The following is a 21,611-nucleotide window of genomic DNA, read 5'->3' as shown; positions in this document are numbered from 1 at the left end:
TTCCATATCCTTTATCTAGTTTCGAAATTCATCAATTAACTAATATGAGATCACGAATTACCCTAGTGTGTGCAGTCCTTTTGGGAATTCTTGTTTTTCCAATGCTGGCACAGACCACCTATCCTGTCAATGACGTGGCAGATCCAAGACAAGGCTATTATGCTTTTACGCATGCGACTATTGTCAAGGACGCAAAAACAACTCTGACGGATGCCACATTGATAATCCGTCAAGGGAAAATTGAGCAAATCGGCAACAATTTAGTTATCCCTAAAAACGCCGTAGTGTTGGATTGCAAGGGCAAATACATTTATCCTTCGTTTATTGACCTTTACAGCGATTATGGTTCCGCAACGATATCGACTCCAACTAACTCGTATCGTAGTCCCAGCCAGATGCTTTCCAATACCAAAGGGCCATATTCTTGGAACCAAGCATTGAAATCTGAAGTAGCTCAAGCCAAATTGTTCAATGTAAATGAGGCTAAAGCGAAAGAATTGAGACAGGCGGGTTTTGGTGTTGTACTCACTCACCAAATGGATGGGATCTCAAGAGGAACTGGCGCGCTGGTTTCATTAGCCAGTCAAAAGGAAAATTTAGTTATATTAAAAGAAAGAGCATCAGCTCATTTTTCTTTTAGCAAGGGCTCTTCCACGCAAGATTATCCTAATTCCCTGATGGGTAGTATCGCACTTTTGAGACAAAATTTTTTAGATGCTCAGTGGTATAAAAGCAAACCAAGTAAGGAAGGGGTAAATTTAAGTTTGTCTTCCTTTAATGATAACTTGTCTTTGCCACAAATTTTTGAAGTCAATGATAAATGGTCAGCTTTGAGAGCAGATAAAGTAGGAGATGAATTTGGGGTACAATATATCATCAAAGCGGGAGGAGATGAATATCAAAGAATTGACGAAATTAAGTCCACACAAGCTAGTTTCATTGTTCCTTTGGTTTTCCCACAGGCCATGGATTTAGAGGATCCTACTGACGCCCGTTTTGTGAATTTGGCGGAATTAAAACATTGGGAGTTGGCACCAAGTAATCCAGCGGCATTTGAGAAGGCATCTATCCCATTTGCTTTGAGTGCTTTTGGACTAAAAGATATGAACTCTTTCATGTCTAACCTTAAAAAATCGATTCAGTTGGGTCTTTCTGAGCAAAAAGCCTTGGAGGCCTTGACTAGCAGTCCAGCTCAAATCTTGGGTATTCAAGATCAAGTGGGTTCTTTGGATGCAGGCAAATTGGCTAATTTTTTAATTACTTCAGGGCCAATTTTTCAAGATAAAACACAGATTATAGAGAACTGGGTACAAGGATTGGGATATGGTATTCAGGTGGATGCTTGGTCTAATTTGAGCGGTAAATATGCCTTCCAATTAGGCTCAGAAAAATACACTCTTTTGGTGAAACCAGATATGAAAGCCAGCCTAATAGGAGTAGATACGGTTCAGGTGGACTTGAGCCAAAAAGATCAATTGGTGAATCTGGTGTTTACTAAAAAAGGTGAAGCAGGGAAGCAAATTAGATTGACGGGTACGCAGCAAGGAGATAACTGGATGGGTACAGGCCAGCTGGCTTCAGGGGACTGGGTTCATTGGAAAGCGCAAAGAGAAGGGGCATTGGAGGAGAGTAAATCAGATAAAAAAGAGAGGGCCAAAGAGCCAGAGGTTTTGGGTGATGTAGTTTATCCATTTAATGGATTTGGACAAAAAAGTATACCTAAACAGGAAACTATTCTGATTAAAAATGCGACAGTTTGGACAAATGAAAAATCAGGTGTTTTAAAAGAAACGGATGTTTTAATCAAAAACGGCAAAATCACTGCTGTGGGTAAAAATCTGAAAGATGCTCAAGCAAAAGTCATTGATGGTACTAACAAACATCTAACCGCTGGGATTATCGATGAGCACTCGCATATTGCTGCTACAGGAGGAATCAATGAGTGCTCCCAATCGGTGACAGCGGAGGTTCGAGTAGCAGATATCCTGGATCCAGATGATGTTGATATCTATCGGCAATTAAGTGGTGGGGTAACGAGTAGTCATATCCTTCATGGAAGTTGCAATACCATAGGCGGCCAGACTCAATTAATCAAGTTCCGTTGGGGACAAAATGCGGAACAAATGAAGTTTAAGAATTGGGATCCTTTCATCAAGTTTGCCTTGGGAGAAAATGTAAAAAGATCCTATAATACTAGCAATAATCGATTCCCTGATACCCGAATGGGCGTGGAGCAGGTATTGGTAGATGCCTTTACTCGTGCCAGAGAATATGAAAAATTAGGACCTGGTAAACGCATTGATTTGGAATTGGAAGCCTTGCTTGAAATTTTAAATAAGAAGCGATTCGTGACTTGTCATTCTTACGTTCAAAGTGAGATTAATTCCATCATGAAGGTGGCAGAGAAGTTCAACTTCACGGTAAATACATTTACTCATATATTGGAAGGTTATAAAGTAGCCGATAAAATGAAACAACATGGGGCCAATGCATCTACCTTCAGCGACTGGTGGAACTACAAAATGGAAGTTTTGGATGCCATTCCTCAAAACGCATACTTGATGCAAAAAAACGGAATTAACGTCGCAATCAATTCAGATGATGCAGAGATGGCTCGTCGATTAAATCAAGAAGCGGCCAAGTCTGTTAAATACACAGGCATGAATGAGGAGGATGCTTTAAAAATGGTCACTCTAAATCCAGCCAAAATGTTGCACGTGGCAGATCGAGTAGGAAGTATTAAAGAGGGTAAAGATGCCGATGTAGTACTTTGGTCTGAGCATCCTTTGAGTATATATGCCAAATCGGAGAGGACCATCGTAGATGGAATGGTAGTATTTGACAGAAATTTGGATGCCACCTTACAGGTCAATTTAAAAGCCGAAAAACAACGATTAATTCAAAAGATGGCGAATGCTAAAAAAGGAGGAGCCAGTACACGTCCGGCAGCCCCATCTTTTAGAGAATTGAATAATTGTGAAGAAGATCATCAACATGACAAAACCCTTTGGGAGCGTATTCAAGCCCGTATGGTTTTAACAGAAAACTAATATTATCCAGATGAAAAGAATATTTGTAGCTATACTTAGTTTGATTTCCTTGGGATTATATGCTCAAGAAACCATGCACCCTGCTCCTGCACAAACCAAGAAGATTGTCATTTCAGGAGCAACTATCCATGTAGGAAATGGTCAAGTGATTGAAAAAGGCAATATCATCATTGAAAAAGGGAAGCTGAAGCTTGAAAAAAACCTTCCAGAGCAAGGTGCGGATGTAGATCAAATCGATGGTACGGGAAAACATGTTTATCCGGGAATTATTGCCCCTAATACTAATTTGGGTTTGGTGGAAGTAAGTTCAACGAGGGCTACATTGGATTATGCCGAATTGGGGGATATTCATCCCAACATCCGATCATTGGTGGCTTACAATACCGATAGTAAGGTAATCAATACCTTGCGATCGAATGGAGTATTATTAGCACAGATTGTTCCACAGGGTGGGTTAATTTCGGGTAGTTCGAGTGTAGTACAATTAGATGCCTGGAATTGGGAGGATGCGGCATACTTGGTCGATGAAGGTATTCACATAACCATGCCGGCATTGATTAACCGCCCCAATGGTGTGCGACGAGCTAATTCGGGCAATGCAGATCCTGTGAGAGCAGGATTAGCTAGAATAGAACAAGCCAAAGGCTTTTTTAGAGAGGCAAAAGCTTATTTGAGTGAAAAGACTCACGCGGAAGTTAATTTGAAATTTGAAGCCGTAAAAGGTTTATTTGATCGCAGTCAATCCTTATATATTCATTGCGATTTAGTAAAGGAAATGCTGGCGGCAATAGAGTTGAACAAAGAGTTCAATTTTAAATTGGTCATTGCTGGTGGAGCTGATAGCTGGATGATTGCTGATATTTTAAAGGAACATCATGTGAGTGTAATTTTATCTGAACCTCATAGTTTACCAGCTACAGATGATGATGCAGTTGATCAACCATATAAAACAGGAGCTATTTTATTCAAAGCAGGAGTATTAGTAAGCATCAGTCAAGATTCTGGTGATGGTTATACTCAACAAAGGAATTTACCATTTATGGCTGGAACATTAGCTGCCTATGGATTAACTAAAGAGGAGGCACTGCAGGTAATTACTTTAAATCCAGCTAAAATTTTGGGAATAGAGGCTAGAACGGGTAGCATTGAATCCGGAAAAGATGCCAACATAGTGATTACCACTGGTGATTTATTGGATATGAAATCCAGTGTATTAACTCATGCCTTTATTCAGGGTAGATCCATTGATTTGCAGAACAAGCATACTCAGCTTTTTGAGCGCTATAAATACAAATACCAAATAAAATAGCCAGCTATTTATCTTGGCAGAATTTGACTTCAAAGCCTGAAATTCTCATTTCAGGCTATTTTTTTGCCTATTTTGGAGGGCTAATATCAGAAATTTCATAAAAACAAATTTTTTTTCGAGGCGCATTTGTAATTTATGGATCAATTCGAAACATTTGAATTAATAAATTTCACCTAACCAATTAATAGTATGAAAACCAAACATTTATTCTCTGTTGCTTTGATTAAATCAAGGCAATCCTTGCAACTTACCCAGCAACAAGTAGCTAGTGCCGTAGGAGTTAGCCAAAGTGCTTATAATTATTGGGAGTCTGGTAAACATTATCCCAATGCCACCAAAATTTTTCAGCTGACTAAAGTGCTTAAAATCCCATTAGAGGAAGTGATAGCGAGTTAAGTCCAAGCGATAGCCAAGCATGTATTTCAAATGACAGCTTGGCTATTTCTTATTTAGGTATTATCCGTACCTTTATACCCAAATCAAACAATCACTTTGTTTTGAGAAAGTTTAATTTACCTTTTCGTTTCGTTCTAATATTACTCTGTTTAAGTACTGGATCTTGGTTAATTTCTTGTACTGAATCTGCGAAAACGAGTTCTAAAAATACTTATTTTGCTTGGGCTGATTTACTAAATTCCTACATCAAGACTTTTGAAAAGACCAAGCCTAAAGTGCACAAAACGGTCTTTTTAGATGGCGAGAAAGAAGTAAAAGTGGTTTCTGATGTGGATTGGACCAAAGAGTGGTCTTTATTTTTGGAGGCTGATTTAAATAAACCTGCTTTTGAGAAAAGTTACGATAACCTGTCGGAGCCTAACCTCATCTGGTATTCTTTAAAACTAGGGGAAAACCTTCCAGTGAAAAAGTTTATGGTTTATTTAGATGACTTAAACCGACCTACACGCGTCGAGATTGAGGTATCGCAGAAGAATTTTTTATTTGAAACAAAGAAAAACATGTACATGACCTTCTCAGATGGTCAAGTACAAACCTATTATATAGAAGGAAGCCAGCAATTAAAATGGTCTAAACCGACTCATTATAAATTATTAGGAGTTTTACTCACCAAATAAATTACTGGATAAATATCGGTCTCCACGGTCGCAAATAATGCAAACAATTATCCCTTCCTGAAGTTCTTCTGCCAACCGAATACTTGCCGTGACTGCACCACCGCTACTCATTCCTGCAAATAATCCTTCTACTTTAGCTAATTTTCTAGTCATGCTCACTGCATCCTGCTCAGAAATATCCATAATGCGATCAACACGATTGGGTTGATAAATTTTGGGACGGTAAGCTTCTGGCCAGCGACGAATTCCAGGAATAGACGAGCCTTCAGTGGGCTGACAGCCCACAATTTGAATGTTGGGATTTTGTTCTTTCAAGTACATGGATGTTCCCATGATAGTTCCTGTGGTCCCCATAGAACTTACGAAATGGGTGATTTTCCCTTGGGTGTCCCGAAAAATTTCAGGTCCAGTGGTTTTATAATGTGCCAAATAATTGTCTGGATTCTCAAATTGATTCAATAACACATATTCTCCTGTGGCGGCTTTTTCAATGGCGTAATCTCGCGCCTCTTCAATGCTTTTGGTTAAGGTAACCGTGGCACCAAAGGCCTCCATGGTCAATACCCGCTCTCGAGTAGAATTGGAAGGCATTGCCAATTCAATCTGGATGTTATACAAACGAGCAATCATGGCTAAAGCAATACCCGTATTCCCAGAGGTTGCTTCTATGAGTTTCATGCCAGGCTGAATATCTCCTCTGCTCAATGCCGACTCAATCATGTTTTTTGCTGCCCGATCTTTGACTGATCCACCCGGATTATTCCCCTCCAATTTCCCAAAAATCTGAACATTTTTATTCTGATGTAATTGTTTCAATTCCACCAAAGGGGTATTGCCTACTAAATCTAATAATGAGCTCATGGTTAATCTTTGATGACTTTTGTATTTTCTTGATGGTAAATTTTAGTGTTAGGCTCTACGCTTCTGGTAAGCCAAACATTTCCCCCTATCACCGAATTTTTACCTACGATGGTATCTCCACCTAAAATGGTGGCTCCGGAGTATATCACTACATGATCTTCAATGGTTGGGTGCCTTTTAGTAGAAGCCATGCTTTTATCCACAGATAAGGCTCCTAAGGTTACGCCTTGGTAAATTTTCACGTGTTCCCCTATGATACACGTTTCCCCTATGACTATCCCTGTTCCATGATCCATAAAAAAATATTTTCCGATTTTCGCGCCTGGGTGGATATCTATCCCTGTTTTTGAATGAGCGTATTCAGTTAGAATTCTTGGAATTAATGGAACACCCAAGGAACAAAGCTCATGGGCTAATCGGTAAAAAGCCATGGCATAAAAGCCAGGGTAGGTTCTTATCACTTCAAAGTCAGTGGTGGCTGCAGGGTCGCCATTGACCATCGCCTCCACATCAGTTAATAGTGTTTGATATACATCAGGAATTCTTGCCATATATGCCTGGGTCAGGCTATGGGGATCACCTGTTAATTGGCTTTTCATGGAATGAAGCATGGATTCCAAACCATTTTCGATGCTTTCCCATACCGCTACCAATTCCTCTTTCTGGGAAAAATGCTTACGCGTTTGTTCAGGGAAAAGCGTCAAAATGATTTTGGTAAATAGCTTTTTTATATCTGAAGTAGCAGGGAAGTCACGCGTTTGCTCGTGCTTACTTAAAATTGTATCTAAAAAATCTGATGGTAGCATATTTTTTATTGAAAGATTGGAGTAGATTGGATGTGTTGTACAATAGCCTCAACTTGCTTGGCTGTTTCTAAGGATTGAACTTCTAGTCGATATATATTTTCAGGCTCTCTTTGTGAAAGCCCATGCACATAGGCTTTATCATAATAGTGCAAGGTAATGGCGGCTACCTCTTCAAATTGATCATTGGTCAGGCATTCTATGGCCTTTTGGTAATGTTGTCCTCCAAGTCGTTTTTTAATTTTTTCTAATGCCTCAGCTAGCATTTCCTTGGAGTATTGAGCATATACTTTAACTAAATAAGGCAAACGAAATTGCGCTTCAATATCTAAGAATAGTACAGGAGCATTTCTCAATTGATTGTAAAATTCCAGATTCATAAAAACTTTACCAATATGTCTACTTTCATCCTCTACCCAGATTTTTTTTTGGAAATCTAATTGTCTCAATTCATGAAAAAGCAAATTCTCAAATTGTTCACTACTGGGCTGTGGAGCTAAACCAAGATGCCCGAAAGCAGAGCCTCTATGGTGGGCAAGTCCTTCTAAATCTATGACCTGAAATCCCCTTTTTTTCATTTCAAGTAGAATTTCAGTTTTCCCGCTTCCCGTTTTTCCACCAAGTACACTCAGGGGAATTTCACTCGACAAGCCTTGTAATACCCAGTGACGATATGCTTTATATCCACCTATTAACAGTTTGACTTCTAAACCTGCCGTTTCTAATAACCAGGCCATACTTCCACTCCGCATGCCACCTCTCCAACAATGTACCAACAAGGGCTTACCTTGGGCTATTTTTTTGGCTGATTTTACCCAATGTGCCAGCTTGGGCCCTACGATGCTTAATCCAAGTTCAACTGCCTTATCTTTTCCTTCCTTTTTGTAGTATGTGCCCACGGCAGCCCTTTCCTCATTACTGAACATAGGAAATGAAATGGCTCCAGGAATATGTGCTCTTTCATACTCTCCCGGAGAACGTACATCTAAGATTATCCCTTCAGAAGAAGCAGAAATGAAATCTGAGGGTTTAAGTTTTTCAGGCATGGGTTTATTTAAAGAGCAATCACATAAAGTTCAAAATTCAAAGGATCAAATTTGTTCAGTAGATCATGAATAAAATGGGGCCTTTCGATGTAAAAATCTAAGAGATTATCGTATCTCTCTTGCCAATTTCCATGTGGAAATAAACTTGCTTTTACCTGTTTAATTTGTCGAATGGCTGTTTCATGCTCCCTTTTTTCAGCTTTATATAGTTTATGGGACATTCTATCTAAACCATTAAGCCATCGCTGTTTTTCTGCTAAAATACTTCCCTCCAAGGTAGGATCAATTTGCTTTACTTTTTCTACCATCTGTGCTAAAACGGGATGAATGGCTTCTATTTCTTGTGTAAAATCCAAACTGTATTTGGTATTTTCCAACACATATTTTTGAATCAGATTTTGTTCCGAAAGGAATAAATCTTTCACTTGTAAACCCAATTTATCGATCCTTTTGGCCTCCACCGGAGGTAAGAGTAAGGCAAAATTTCGAGGTAAAATGATAGGGAATGGGACTTGGTGATGGTCAAATACAGCTTTTAATTGTAACCAATACACCACTTCTGCAGGGCCTCCCAAATAAGCTAGATTGGGCAATATACATTCTTGATACAGAGGCCTTAATACTACATTAGGGCTGAATCGCTCTGGATGCTTTTTTAATTCCTGAATTATTTCTTCTGCGCTAAATGTCAGATTTTGGTTTAGAATTTTGTAGGTATTGTCTTGGAGTTCAATTCTTTCTCGACTACCTTCTTGCAAATAAAATAAATTGATTCCTCGGGCATTAATTTGTGGCTTATAGCCTAGTTTTTCTAATTTCTTATTTTGGTTTTCTACCAAAGATTCATGCACTTGACCCGTTAAATCTGCTTCCATTACAGGAAGGAATAGGGACTTTAATCGGGCATCATCTGCGTCCAAACAGACAAGTCCCTCTGCTCCGAATAATTGGTGTATATAAAATCTTACGGCAGCAGCAAGGGTTTTGTTTTGTTGATAAGCCTCTTTAAAAAGCGGGAGATTGAATGGTAAGGAGTTTAAAAATTCATCGATTTGCTCCAAGTTAAATCTGCCAACAGCCCCTTGCTGATTCGTATTCCAAGTAAAGGTCTGCTGTTGAAGGTGAACATGATTGATCTCATCCCAATCGTGGTCTTCACTAGCCATCCAGTAAACAGGAATAAATTGATAATCAGGATATTGGCACTTTAATTTCTTGGCTAGATTGATGGTGGAAACAATCTTGTAAATCACATATAAAGGCCCAGTCATTAAATTGAGTTGGTGCCCAGTGGTCACAGTAAAAGTTCGTTCATCCAATAATCGTTCTATGGATGGAGCATTCTGCAAGTTTTGATATTGATCCTGTAAAACTTCTACCAACACCTTGCGATGATGGGCTGGAAAGACCTTTTTATCTACTAATTGATGTGTAAATCCAGACAGGTTCGGACTATTATGATAAAAGTCTTTTACTTGGGGTTTTTCCTCCAGATAATCTAGAAGTAATGAACTGAAAGCATTAAGATCTGATAACGGATAGTTTTGAATGGACATATAGTTGATTAGAAGGGGTCATTAATTTATAAAAACCCAAGTGTTTGCCAGAAAGTTCGAGCTAAATTAAATATATTTGACAGATTTTTGAGGTTCTACTTATTCAAATGAGATTATTCAGCTTTCTTTTCTTATTTCTAACAGTTCACGTTGGGATAGCCCAGCAGACGCCTCAAGTTACGCAATTCATGATGAATCGTTATCTGTATAATCCTGCCTTTGCTGGATTTGAAGATTATACAGATATTAAAGTAGGTTATAGGCAGCAATGGTTGGGAATTTCTGAGGGCATGCGGACATTTTATGCCACAGCCAATTGGGCAATCGATAAATCAGATAGAACATCTACCGGTCGTACTCCGTACATGTCCAAAACGATCCGAAGATCATTCAATCCTACCCGAAGAAGAAAGAATGATTACCGCTGGGAATTTCATCAAGGATTAGGCCTTCAAATCATGTCTGACCAGTTTGGTCCTATGTCTACCCTCGCACTTGGAGCCTCCTACGCTTACCATGTTTCTTTGGGCGGGGAGAATAAACTAGCCGTGGGTGCCACAGGAGGCTACTATTTTAGGGGGCTAAATATGAATAATTTTGATCCAAAAGATGGTGGAGACCCTTTGATTTTATATCTGGATCCACCTGCAGGGACATCACTTAGCACGGCTCCAAGTCCTTATGGTTCTTTGAAAGCGGGCCAATTGATGGCTAATGTGGGTGCACTTTATTACAATCGAGAGTTTTTTCTTGGAGTTTCTGCCAATCAATTGATTTTTGAAAATTTCACTTACGAACGTTCTGATCCAGCTGCAGTGGATACCTTGAGTAGGAGGTATTATTGGCCTAACGATTCGCCTTTTGATAATGATAAAGTTTTTACCAGAGCTCTTTACTCTGGTTCCATGAAACCCAATATGTTTGCCATGATGGGTTATCATATTCGGACATCCCCACATTTTACGGTATCACCGGCGGCTTTAATTAAATTTTACAAGTCTGGGACCATGTCCATTGAAGGCAATGTCCGAGCAGATTTTAATCACCAGTTTTGGATGGGTTTGGGATATCGTCATAAAGAATCTTATTCTGCCATGTTTGGAGTGCAGCTAAGGCATAATATGCACATGTCTTATTCTTATGATCTCAATGCCAATGGTTTAGCCAATCAATCCATGGGTTCCCATGAATTGGTCATCGGGATAATGTTCAATAATAAGATTGGAGTCCCAACGCCACATTAATTTTTTTGTGTACGATATTTTTCCCTAATCTTGTGATAAGCGTGGTCTGGAATAGGGCTATCATTAGGAATTTCTGGAGGTACGTTTTTTTCCCAATCTACATATCCCTTCACCCAGGCCAGGGCTAGACCTAAGGCAAGAATGCCCACAAATATGAACATTTCGACCAGCGCATAAGTAGACCAGCTAGAACTACTCTTTTCCAAATCAGAATGATGAAATACGCTTGCCCAAGGGAATAGAAATATCAATTCTATTTCAAATAAGACAAACATCAAGGCTATTAGGTAAAACCTAGGATTAAATCGAATGTTGGCATTTCCGACTGGAGCCTCACCGGACTCATAAGTGCTAAGTTTTTCTACATTGGGTCTATTAGGACGAATCCATTTGGCCAAAGTCAAAATTATGGCCAGGAATAATATCCCAGCCAATAAAAAGGCCGCCACATATGCAAAAGCTTCCATCTATTGTCTCATTTTTAAGTAACCTTTAATGACAGTAAAGGTGGTGATTCCAAGGAAAAACAAAATAATGTAATGGACGTAATTGATAATCCAAGGGAAGTGCTGGCCTAAATAATAGCCTGAGGTAACCAAAATTCCCACCCACAAGGCACCACCTACCACGTTGAGAAGTAAATAACTATACCAAGACATCCGACTGATTCCAGCTAAAATGGGGGTAAATGTTCTGACAACGGGTAAAAATCGACTTATTACTAAAGCCATAAAGCCATATTTCTCGAAGAAATCACGGGTGGAATCTAAATGCTTCTTTTTGAAAAATAGGCTATCGGGCCTATCTTCTAAAGATTTCCCAAAAAATCTACCGGATAAATAACCCACGAGAGACCCTATAACGGCCGCTAAGAAAATACTAGCCAATAAAACAGAAAGGGGTTCTTTTAGGACACCCGTCCCCCCGAATACACCAGTAAGGAAAAGAAGGTAATCCCCAGGCAAAAAAAAGGCGAAGAACAATCCGTTCTCAGCAAAAACGATTAATGTAATCACAAGTAAGCCGGATCGAATGATGGTCTCGGAATCAGTTAACTGATGCCACAAAATATTTATTTCATCCATAATGGGAGCTAAACTCGCTGATTAATCCTTGGTTTTTAGGCTTTTGTCTCAAAAATTACTAAATTGAGAATATAAATATCCATTAAAATTTCCATTTTTTCCTACATTTGACTTATGAAAACTTGGCTTGCATCACTTCTCTTCGTCATCATCTTCTCGGGATCTTGGATTCCGAAGGTGGGTATGGAGCAAAGTTTCAAGGCAAGTGAATTGATGAAACATTTTCAAGATCACAAGCGTCAAGCACCAGAAGGATTTAGTTTTTTAGATTTTTTATGGATGCATTATGCTGCTGATTCCAAGCACGCAAAAACAACTAAGCACCCGAGCTTACCTAGTTTTGATTTTAGTGGGGTGAGTGGATATGTCCTTCCTACTGTTTTTGGATTGCTAATTTTACCTTTAGTTTTACTGTTACCTCGTCGCCAAAATATCATTTGGCAAAATCTATACCATTTTTCATTGGCCCGTGTGCTGATCGCGCCACCTCGGTACTAAGGAATATTAATCTGTTTCCTTACGTTAACCTTTACCATTGAAAAATGATCAATTCAATCATATATTTTAGTATACGTAATAAGCTTATTGTAGGTTTATTTGTTTTAGGTCTTGTGGCTTGGGGAGGATATTCTCTCACCCGATTGCCTATTGACGCATTACCTGATATCACTTCCAATCAGGTACAAGTCATCACCCAGTCGCCTGCATTGGCGGCCTCGGAAGTGGAGAAATTTGTTACGTATCCTTTGGAAATTTCTCTTCGAACTATTCCCAATGTGAAAGATATCCGATCCATATCTAGGATGGGACTATCCATCATCACCGTGGTTTTTGAGGATGAAGTGGCCATGGAAGTGGCGCGACAGCAAGTTTCGGAGAAATTGAAAGCGGCGGAACCTTACCTACTGAGAGGCGCAGGTATCCCTGAAATGGCCCCCATTACCACGGGCCTTGGCGAGTTTTACCAGTACACCTTGGATGTGGACCCGGAGTTTAGGGATCAATATTCTTTAGCTGATTTACGCACTTATCAAGATTGGATTGTGAAGCGTCAACTCTTGGGCATCAAAGGAGTGGTAGAAGTAAGTTCATTCGGCGGTTATGTAAAGCAATACGAAGTGGCTGTTAATCCTGAACGAATTCGTGCCATGAATATCAGCATTGATGAGCTCTTTACTGCCTTAGAGAATAATAATTCTAATTCTGGAGGTAGTTATTTGGAAAAAGGTACTGATGCCTATTTCATTCGCTCTGAGGGGATGATACAGTCTTTATCTGACATTGAAAACACGGTGGTCAAGCAGCGTGGTCCTGGAAGTTTGCCTGTTTATGTGAAGGATGTCGCTAAGGTTCAATTTGGGAAGGCAGTCCGTTATGGTGCGATGACTAAAAATGGTAAAGGCGAGGCAGTGGGTGCCGTAATGCTTTTGCTGAAAGGTGCCAATGCCAATACCGTGGTGAAAGATGTGAAGGAACGAATGGATCTTATTCAAAAAACGCTTCCTCAAGGAATTCATATCAATGCCTACTTGGACCGAAGCATTTTGATTGGTAAGGCCATTAATACGGTGGAAAAGAATCTGATTGAGGGGGGGCTAATTGTGGTATTCATCTTAGTACTTCTATTGGGGAATTTAAGGGCAGGCTTAATTGTAGCCTCCATGATTCCACTTTGTTTGCTATTTGCCTTTGCCATGATGAATATTTTTGGGGTTTCTGCCAACTTGATGTCTCTTGGGGCCATAGATTTCGGATTGATAGTTGACGGAGCTGTTATCATTGTAGAATCCATCATTCACCGTTTGCATTCTAGGAGAAAAGGGGAAGTGTTAAGCCAGCACGAGATGGATGAGGAAGTGAATATTTCAGCTCAAGCCATTTTCAAATCAGCAGCATTTGGGGTAATCATCATTCTGATTGTGTATTTACCTATTATGGCATTAGGGGGGATTGAAGGGAAAATGTTTCGACCTATGGCTCAAACGGTTTCCTTCGCCATCTTTGGCGCGCTTTTATTGTCTTTAACCTACGTTCCCATGATGTCTTCCTTATTTTTAAGTAAGAAAGTAAGTCATGAGGTGACATGGGCAGATCGTATTATGAACTTTATGTACGGTAAATACAGTCCTATGGTCAATTGGGCACTGAATAATCGTAAAAAGGTTGTGGCTGCCTCTTTGGTTTTATTGGGAGGAAGTATCGGATTGTTTGGCACCTTGGGAGGGGAGTTTATTCCAGAATTGAATGAAGGTGATTTTGCCGTGGAAACTATTTTGCCTACCAACGCCTCCCTTTCGCAAAGTATAGAAGTAAATAAAAACGCGCAGGCTTTGCTCTTAAAGCAATTTCCCGATGAAATCAAGCAAGTGGTATCCCGAATTGGGGCTTCTGAAATACCCACAGATCCCATGGGAATTAATGCCTGTGATTTGTTGATTATATTGAATGAGCCAGCTGTGTGGAAAAAAGCCAAGACGATGGAAGAGCTAGAAGAAAAGATGGACCGCGCTTTAGATGCATTTCCAGAGGTTAACTTTGAGTTTACGCAACCGATACAGATGCGTTTTAATGAACTTATTGCTGGAGTGAAGTCGGATGTTGCCATTAAAATCTTTGGAGAGGATCTGGGTATTTTATTTGACAAAGCGACAGAAGCTGCAAGATATATTCGTAAAATAGAGGGGGTTGGAGATATCAAAGTTCAGCAAATCGATGGGGTGCCGCAATTGGTCGTGCATTATAATCGACAAAAAATGGCGCAATATGGCTTGCGGATCCAAGATGTAAATCGTCGAGTGAAGATGACCTTTGCGGGGGAAGCGGCGGGTATTGTAATGGAAGGAGAAAAGCGCTATGATTTGGTGGTTCGAATGGACTCTGCTCATCGGGCTGATATACAAAATTTAAAAGAATTATATGTGGACCTTCCTAATGGATCTCAAATACCTTTAGAAGAAGTAGCCACCGTTGATTATCAAAATGCCCCTGTCGAGATTTCTAGAGATAATACGAATCGACGTATAACGATTGGTATAAATGTCAGAAATAGGGATGTCCAAAGTGTGGTAAATGATATTGAAAAGGTCATGAAAAGTAAAATCACCTTACCCTCAGGTTATTATGTGAAGTATGGAGGTACATTCGAAAACCTTCAAGCAGCTAAATCCCGTCTAGCCTTAGTCGTACCATTGGCATTGGCTTTAATATTTGCTCTATTATTTTTCACTTTTAATTCCCTGTTGGAAGCAGCCATCATTTACTTGGCTATTCCGCTCTCTGCCATTGGAGGTATTTGGGCATTATATTTACGAGGCATGCCTTTCTCCGTTTCGGCTGGTATTGGTTTTATTGCCTTGTTTGGAGTGGCAGTTTTGAATGGAATTGTACTGTTATCGTTTTTTAAGCAATTGGCTTCGGAAGGATATTCAGTGGCAGAAAGGCTTAAAAAAGGCTTGGAATTGCGTTTTCGTCCCGTCATAATGACTGCTTCAGTAGCCTCTTTAGGTTTCTTACCTATGGCCTTGAGTCATTCTCCTGGAGCGGAAGTTCAGCGGCCATTAGCCACTGTGGTGATTGGAGGATTAATTACCGCCACTTTCTTAACCCTTGTAGTTATTCCAGTGGTTTATTCTTTGGTGATGTCAAAGAAAGAAAGAAAATTAAATTCCCAGCCCATGGTAATAATGGGAATATTGGTTGGTGTTTTTATGAGTTTTTCCAGTGTAGGTCAGGGGAATAAACCCATTTTAAATTTGTCAAATTGCTTACAAGAGGCCATTCAGCATAATGCTTTATTGAATACAGGGAACCTGGAAATACAAAGTGCCGAGGCTTTAATCAATTCTGGAAAAGAATTACCCAAGGGAAGTATTGATTTGCAATACGGTAAAACACAGACTTATTATAGTACAGATTATACCATCATTGCCTCTCAAAGTATCCCTTGGCCAAGTTTATTGAAGGCACAAGTTAAGGCTTTGACATCACAGAAAATGTTGGCAGAGAAAAGGCAGAGGATTACTCAAAACCTTGTATTGTCCAGTGTCAAATGGTTTTATTATCAATTAATAATTCAGCAAAAGCATCAAGAGTATTTGCAACAGCAAGACAGCATTTACTCCCAAATGCTCAAGGCTGCCACTGTTCGCTTTAAACAAGGCGAGACAAATCGTCTGGAATTAGTAGCTGCGGAGGCACGATTGAGGGAATTTCAGCAAAGGCAATTGTCATTGAATGCAGATATTCAAGCCAATTATCAAAATTTGGCCTATTGGATGAATAGAAAGGAACCATTTGTTATTCAAAGTACTTCAAGCTTAACCATGCAAGCGCCTTTGATACCGACAGATTTGGCAAAAAATCCAACCTTGCAACTCTTGGAAGAACAAGTCCAGCATTCCAAGTGGTTAACTGAGGTGGAAAGAAATAAGCTTAAGCCGGATATTCGTCTTGGGGCTACCTCTCAAAGTATAGAAAATTATGGAGGACAAAATTTTGTTCAGGCGGGTCTAGCTTTACCGATATTTGCCAAAGGTCAAAAGGCCCGAATTGCTGCTGCACAAAAGCAAGAAGAGGTTTTTGTGAGTCAAAAAGATCAAGTATTGAGTCAAATAAATACGGATTTACAAAATGCTCAAGTCTCTTTAGGGAAGTTTAGCAACTCCTTAAAGTATTACCAACAGACTGGACTACCCCAAGCTGAATGGCTCATTCAAACAGCATTGAAAAGTTACCAGCAAGGTGAAATTGAGTACGTAGAAATGCTACAAAATACCCAGCAAGCTTGGCAAATTCGGGAACAATATTTACAGGAAGTTTTGGCATATAATCAAAACATCATTCAAATTGAAACAATTTTAGGAAATGAATAAGCGCATCATATATCAGTGGATCACCCTATTTTTTATTAGTACTTTATGGGCCTGTGGAACGAAGGAAGCAGAAAGCCCAAGTACGGAAACAGTAGTTTCGAAAATTAAATTGACGCCGGAGCAAAAGCAAAATGCGGGCATTGTGCTGGGAGATTTGGAAGAAAGAGAAATGGCATCTGAGGTATCCTGTACGGGATTAGTGGATGTTCCGCCCATCTCTTCTGCTTCAATATCTTTGCCTATTTCAGGTTATGTAAAGACGACCAGCGAATTATTGCCTGGAAAGAAGGTCAGTAAGGGACAAATTTTAGCTACAGTTACCAGCTTGGAGTATATCCAAATGCAACAAGAATATATTCAGGCATTGAGTCAGCAGACCTATTTGACATCTGAGAAATCTCGTCAACAAGTTTTAAATTCCGAAGAAGTAGGTTCCAAGAAAAAACTTCAATTGGCCGAGGCCGATTTATCCACTGTGCAGGCACAAGTGAAGTCATTGGCTTTGAAATTGGAGATTTTAGGTTGTGATTTGGCATCTTTAGCAAAAGGTAATATATCTTCTTTCATTCAGGTAAAAGCTCCTATTGATGGCTTTGTGACGGATGTGTTTTTATCAATTGGCAAATACATTCAGCCTACCGATGAATTGGTCAAACTAGTTGGAATTGCACATAAACATGTGGAATTAAAGGTTTTTGAAAGAGATTTGGCTAATTTAAAATTAGGCCAAAGCATTCAATTTGAAGCTGAAGGAATACAAGGGAAAGGAAAGGTGTTCTTAATTGGAAAACAAGTGGATTTTTCAACCAGAACCACCTCGGTGCATGGACATTTCTTAAATGAGGCAGATGAACTTCGCTTCACTGTAGGGCAATTCATCAATGCTAAGATTTTGGTTGGAAATCAGAAAATGAAAACACTTCCACAGGCGGGCCTAGCCAGAGTGGGTAAAGGTGGTTTCATTTATGTGGAAACGCCACAGGGGGAAATGGAACAAGTACCCGTGAAGATACTTAGCTCCAATGTGGACTTTGTCGGGATTCAAGCAATCAAGCCCATACCTGAAGGTAAAGTAGTCATTAGTGGGGCTTCCGCTTTGGAGGCAATTTTTGCTAAAGATTAAGGAAAAATACCTTGAAAATATTGGAAGTCGGCCCAGTGGTATACTAGGTCGACTTCTTTTTTAAATAGTCCGAAAATGGTTGAACCAGAGCCACTCATGGCGGCATAAACTGCCCCCTTCTGGTATAATTCCTCTTTTATTTCCGCCAGAATCGGGTATTTAGGGAAAAGGCTTTTTTCAAAATCATTGGAGATTAAATCCTTCCATTGTTCAATGGGCTGCAGGATGGACTCTGCTAAATCATGCGGTGCCGGGGCAGGTTTCACTTGCGAATAGGCTTCTTGGGTTGAAATACCAAAATTGGGATAGATCATCACCACTTGATATCCTTTGAGTGAACGCTGAATGGGCGTCAGTTCATCCCCCTTCCCTTGACCCAATTGTGCTTGTTGGAATAGGAAAAAGGCACAATCACTCCCCAATTTTTGTGCATAAGGGACTAATTGCTCATTACTTAGTGGCAATTCATAAAAGTCTCTTAATCCCATTAAAGTAAAGGCAGCATCTGCCGATCCACCCCCTAAACCAGCCCCCATGGGAATAATTTTATGCAAGTGAATATGCACGGGGGCTACATTAAAATCTTGGTTAATAGCCTGAAATGCTTTAAAGCACAAATTATGGTTTATATCTCCAGCTATGGGGAGACCCGATGTTGAAAATTCAAATGTATCACTGGCAGGACTTATTTCAAGTATGTCCGTCCATGGCACATGAAAGAAGCAGGTTGCTAATTCATGAAAACCATCTGGCCTTTTAGCCGTGATGTATAAGCCTATATTAATTTTGGCATTTGGGAAAAGGACCATATTAATCTTCTAAAATATTGTTGACGGAGCTTAGCTTGAGGAATAGACCAACAAAGAACAACATGAAAGCAAAATCAAAGAAAAACTTACTTTGGTCAATGTGTTCTTCCCAACGAATTTCCTTCACTTTAGTAGATTCTTGCTGATTTATTTCTTCAAAAATAGCGCGTAGGCTTTTTTGATCCGTAGCCCGATAAAATCTACCATTACTTTTCTCAGCTATTAACCGTAGGGTGCTTTCATCCACAGGATCTAAAGAAGGTTTTAAGCTACCCACGGCTATGGTGTATACCTTGATGCCAAAGGTTTTAGACAGTTCTGTAGAAGTAAGAGGATCTAGATTACCTGCAGTATTATTGCCATCACTGATCAAAATGCTGATTTTTTTAGGGTTAGGGGAGTCTCTCAATTGATTGATACACATGCCCAAAGCATCTCCAAGAGCTGTTCCTTCTTCTTTTATTAATTTGGAATCCAAGCCTGATAAAGCTTGTTTTAAGTAGCTAGAGTCATTGGTAATCGGACTGGCTAAATAGGGGGCACCTGCGAAGGCAATGAGTGCAATAAAATCATTTCTTCTTTGCTTGATAAAATTTGTGGCAACTTGTTTGGCTACTACTAATCGGGAAGGATTTACATCCCTATTGAGCATAGAAGAGGAGATATCAATGGCTAAGGCCATATCAATACCATCCGGTTGAATTTTTATTTTGGAGTTTATCTTATAAGGCCCAGCTAAGGCTAAAATCAGACTTGTTAGTAGCATCCACTGTACCACATCTGGAACAAAACTTAGAATTCGGGTGATTCTATTTTGTTTTAAGGGCATAGTAAAAGATAAAATGATTTTTGTTTGACTTTTCCTATTGATGAGGTATCTAAACAAAAAAATAACAAAGGGTAGTGGAAGTAAGAATAGAAAAGCTTCTCGTTCCCAATGGTACGAAAAAAGAGAGACAACTTGTTGCCATGAGAGGTATAATTGGTATTTCATGGCTTTTTGTTCTCTTGTGAAATGATTTTTCTTTCACCTTGGTATATGGAATTGGCAATTTCCATAAGCATATTAACAGAGGCATTGGTTTTACTAGAAAAATTACCTCCGTAAATGGCTGAATCCATTTCATGAAGTACTTTGGCCAGTTGTTTGTTTTCCAAGGCGTCCACCATTTCTTTCGTAGTGAAAGTAGTAAATGGCTTGATTGTTAGGCTTTCAAGGTATTTTTTCCAGAGGGAAAATGCTTTCTCCAAATTCTGAAGTCCTATTTGATTATTATCAATATTCCTAGTAAGCCTTTGGAAGCTTCGCTTAAATTCGGCGTTTTTTCGCCAAAGTAAATACAACCTAAACCATTTTTTTAAACTATTCCCCAAAAACCAGTAGATCAGTCCGGTCAGGATAAGAAGAGCTAGTCCCCAAATAACAACATTTTTTAAATCCGTTTTAGGTTGCAAAGGAGCAATAGGCACATGTTGGTAAAGGGAATCCAAATTGATTTTTTCTGGGTGCGGAACCAGTCGCTTGATATAGATATAATCCTTTTTCGGGAAGATTTTTGTACAGTCTGCCTCCTGCATTAAATAAACAGGAATGGCCAAACTATGCTGATTTTCAATTTCAAATAACTGAAAGGTATACACAGCAGAATCTATACTGCCGCTAGCATCTGTTCTGGTAGGGAAATAGGTTCTTTCTACCGCTTGGAAAGCCCCAAAACGTTGGTTGATACCAGGGAAAAATATTTCTTGATTTTTTCCATGACGAACCGAAAGGCTGTAATGAATCTGCTGTCCTATTTTGACAGAATCTTCCAAAAATTGGCCTTTGATTTGTATGGGATATTGCTGCATTATTTTCTTACGGTAAACAATTTCACCAAGGTAGGTACAAAATCCTCCCCTGATCGAATGTTAACATAGTCCGCTTGCCATTGTTTACAAAGCTTTTTGAGCTGATCTGCTTGTTGCGACCCCTGCTCTTTTTGCAGATTTTTAAAAAAATTCGAGCTAGTATTTACCCAGGTTGTCTTTTTCCTTTCTGGGTCATAAATAGGGATTATCCCTAAGGAAGGCAATTTGATTTCTTGTTTATCTAATATTTGAATAACCACTAAGTCATGCATTTGTGACATGGCCCTTAATAGATCATGGTAATTTTCGTCGATGAAATCCGAAAGGACAAATATGAGACTTCTGCGCTTTAAGACTTGAAGGGTAAAGCCTAAAGCCGCTTTTAAGTCGGTACCACTATTTTCTGGTTCTATCTTAAATAATTCGCTGATGACACGGTAGGCGTGCTTTTTACCAAGTGCGGGAGGCATAAACTTTTCATTTTTGTCTGAGAAGCCACAGAAGCCCAAATGGCTAGCTTCTTGCATCGCTGAAAAAGAAAGAACTGCAGCCACCTCCTTCATCGTTTTAAATTTGGAATGGGTATTTCTACCTACCTGTTGGGAGGCACTTAAGTCTAGAAGAAAAAATACCGTTTGTTCCTTTTCCTCTTTGAACAATTTGACGAAAGTACCATGTCCTTTGGCTGTAGTGTTCCAGTCGATGTGCCGCACATCATCTCCATAATGATATTGGCGCAGGTCACTGAATTCCAACCCCGAACCTTTAAAAATGGAGGAAAAATTCCCATGCATTTGGGTATTAATCGCTTTTCTTATGCGAATTTCCAATTGAACGATGTGCGAAAGAAAAGAATGTATGTCCGAATCCATGCAATGAACGAGGGCTTTGATTCTTGCTAAATTACCTATTTTTTGGGCAAGTCGAATG

18 protein-coding genes are annotated in these 21,611 nt (G+C 39.5%); 8 read left to right on the top strand and 10 right to left on the bottom strand.

The window, feature by feature from the left end; translation table 11 throughout:
- The first annotated feature begins 44 nt into the window (after positions 1-44).
- From ESB04_RS09380 to ESB04_RS09365, 4 genes are all read left to right on the top strand, one after another.
- Complete coding sequence (locus ESB04_RS09380; RefSeq protein ID WP_129027475.1) at positions 45-3,050, top strand: amidohydrolase family protein; 3,006 nt, start codon at positions 45-47, stop codon at positions 3,048-3,050.
- A 10-nt stretch (positions 3,051-3,060) separates the two neighbouring features.
- Positions 3,061-4,359 carry an amidohydrolase family protein gene (locus ESB04_RS09375; protein ID WP_129027474.1) on the top strand — a complete coding sequence of 433 codons (1,299 nt, stop codon included), beginning with the start codon at positions 3,061-3,063 and terminating at the stop codon, positions 4,357-4,359.
- Positions 4,360-4,548: 189 nt separating this feature from the next.
- Entirely contained in the window at positions 4,549-4,755 is a 207-nt protein-coding gene (locus tag ESB04_RS09370; protein ID WP_129027473.1) for a helix-turn-helix transcriptional regulator, read from the top strand.
- Between the two features lie 101 nt (positions 4,756-4,856).
- Positions 4,857-5,432 carry a hypothetical protein gene (locus ESB04_RS09365; RefSeq protein ID WP_164969630.1) on the top strand — a complete coding sequence of 192 codons (576 nt, stop codon included), beginning with the start codon at positions 4,857-4,859 and terminating at the stop codon, positions 5,430-5,432.
- Here ESB04_RS09365 and cysM read toward each other — a convergent pair.
- Genes cysM through bshC form a run of 4 tightly spaced genes read right to left on the bottom strand, consistent with a single transcriptional unit; the run spans position 5,418 to position 9,698 of the window.
- Positions 5,418-6,293, bottom strand: a complete 876-nt coding sequence (gene cysM, locus ESB04_RS09360) for a cysteine synthase CysM (RefSeq protein WP_129027471.1) — start codon at positions 6,291-6,293, stop codon at positions 5,418-5,420. The two genes, ESB04_RS09365 and cysM, sit on opposite strands and share 15 nt — an antisense overlap.
- Positions 6,294-6,295: 2 nt before the next feature.
- The gene (locus ESB04_RS09355; protein WP_129027470.1) at positions 6,296-7,099 is read right to left on the bottom strand and encodes a serine O-acetyltransferase; all 804 of its coding nucleotides are present in this window, start codon (positions 7,097-7,099) and stop codon (positions 6,296-6,298) included.
- 5 nt (positions 7,100-7,104) lie between these two features.
- Positions 7,105-8,142 carry a tRNA 2-selenouridine(34) synthase MnmH gene (gene mnmH, locus ESB04_RS09350; protein ID WP_129027469.1) on the bottom strand — a complete coding sequence of 346 codons (1,038 nt, stop codon included), beginning with the start codon at positions 8,140-8,142 and terminating at the stop codon, positions 7,105-7,107.
- Between the two features lie 8 nt (positions 8,143-8,150).
- Positions 8,151-9,698, bottom strand: coding sequence for a bacillithiol biosynthesis cysteine-adding enzyme BshC (gene bshC / locus ESB04_RS09345; protein WP_129027468.1), 1,548 nt, complete (start codon positions 9,696-9,698; stop codon positions 8,151-8,153).
- Between the two features lie 107 nt (positions 9,699-9,805).
- On the opposite strand from bshC, the gene ESB04_RS09340 reads away from it, so the two are divergent.
- Positions 9,806-10,942, top strand: coding sequence for a PorP/SprF family type IX secretion system membrane protein (locus ESB04_RS09340; protein ID WP_129027467.1), 1,137 nt, complete (start codon positions 9,806-9,808; stop codon positions 10,940-10,942).
- Here ESB04_RS09340 and ESB04_RS09335 read toward each other — a convergent pair.
- A complete protein-coding gene (locus ESB04_RS09335) occupies positions 10,939-11,409 on the bottom strand; it encodes an NADH-quinone oxidoreductase subunit A (RefSeq protein ID WP_129027466.1) in 471 nt (156 codons plus the stop codon). The two genes, ESB04_RS09340 and ESB04_RS09335, sit on opposite strands and share 4 nt — an antisense overlap.
- Complete coding sequence (locus tag ESB04_RS09330; protein WP_129027465.1) at positions 11,410-12,027, bottom strand: DedA family protein; 618 nt, start codon at positions 12,025-12,027, stop codon at positions 11,410-11,412. It abuts the gene before it with no gap.
- 114 nt (positions 12,028-12,141) lie between these two features.
- On the opposite strand from ESB04_RS09330, the gene ESB04_RS09325 reads away from it, so the two are divergent.
- Genes ESB04_RS09325 through ESB04_RS09315 form a run of 3 tightly spaced genes read left to right on the top strand, consistent with a single transcriptional unit; the run spans position 12,142 to position 18,021 of the window.
- On the top strand, positions 12,142-12,525 hold the full coding sequence (locus tag ESB04_RS09325; RefSeq protein WP_129027464.1) for a hypothetical protein: 384 nt from the start codon (positions 12,142-12,144) through the stop codon (positions 12,523-12,525).
- Between the two features lie 44 nt (positions 12,526-12,569).
- The gene (locus tag ESB04_RS09320; RefSeq protein ID WP_129027463.1) at positions 12,570-16,898 is read left to right on the top strand and encodes a CusA/CzcA family heavy metal efflux RND transporter; all 4,329 of its coding nucleotides are present in this window, start codon (positions 12,570-12,572) and stop codon (positions 16,896-16,898) included.
- Positions 16,891-18,021: an efflux RND transporter periplasmic adaptor subunit gene (locus ESB04_RS09315; protein ID WP_129027462.1), complete on the top strand. Its 1,131-nt coding sequence runs from the start codon at positions 16,891-16,893 to the stop codon at positions 18,019-18,021. Before ESB04_RS09320 ends, ESB04_RS09315 begins: the two co-directional genes overlap by 8 nt.
- On the opposite strand, the gene ispE is transcribed toward ESB04_RS09315, so the two are convergent.
- The 4 genes from ispE to ESB04_RS09295 all read right to left on the bottom strand — a co-directional run bounded on the left by ispE (position 18,018) and on the right by ESB04_RS09295 (position 21,553).
- Complete coding sequence (gene ispE, locus ESB04_RS09310; RefSeq protein ID WP_129027461.1) at positions 18,018-18,830, bottom strand: 4-(cytidine 5'-diphospho)-2-C-methyl-D-erythritol kinase; 813 nt, start codon at positions 18,828-18,830, stop codon at positions 18,018-18,020. The genes ESB04_RS09315 and ispE overlap by 4 nt on opposite strands.
- A 1-nt stretch (position 18,831) precedes the next feature.
- Positions 18,832-19,659, bottom strand: a complete 828-nt coding sequence (locus ESB04_RS09305; protein WP_164969628.1) for a VWA domain-containing protein — start codon at positions 19,657-19,659, stop codon at positions 18,832-18,834.
- A 161-nt stretch (positions 19,660-19,820) separates the two neighbouring features.
- On the bottom strand, positions 19,821-20,681 hold the full coding sequence (locus tag ESB04_RS09300) for a hypothetical protein (protein ID WP_129027459.1): 861 nt from the start codon (positions 20,679-20,681) through the stop codon (positions 19,821-19,823).
- Positions 20,681-21,553: a DUF58 domain-containing protein gene (locus tag ESB04_RS09295; RefSeq protein WP_205749499.1), complete on the bottom strand. Its 873-nt coding sequence runs from the start codon at positions 21,551-21,553 to the stop codon at positions 20,681-20,683. The genes ESB04_RS09300 and ESB04_RS09295 overlap by 1 nt, the downstream gene beginning before the upstream one ends.
- Positions 21,554-21,611 lie beyond the last annotated feature (58 nt).

The organism is Aquirufa rosea (assembly GCF_004118285.1).
In the GTDB taxonomy this organism is placed as follows: domain Bacteria; phylum Bacteroidota; class Bacteroidia; order Cytophagales; family Spirosomataceae; genus Aquirufa; species Aquirufa rosea.
Note: the sequence above shows the minus strand (reverse complement) of the source record. Positions and strands in the feature narration are given on the sequence as shown.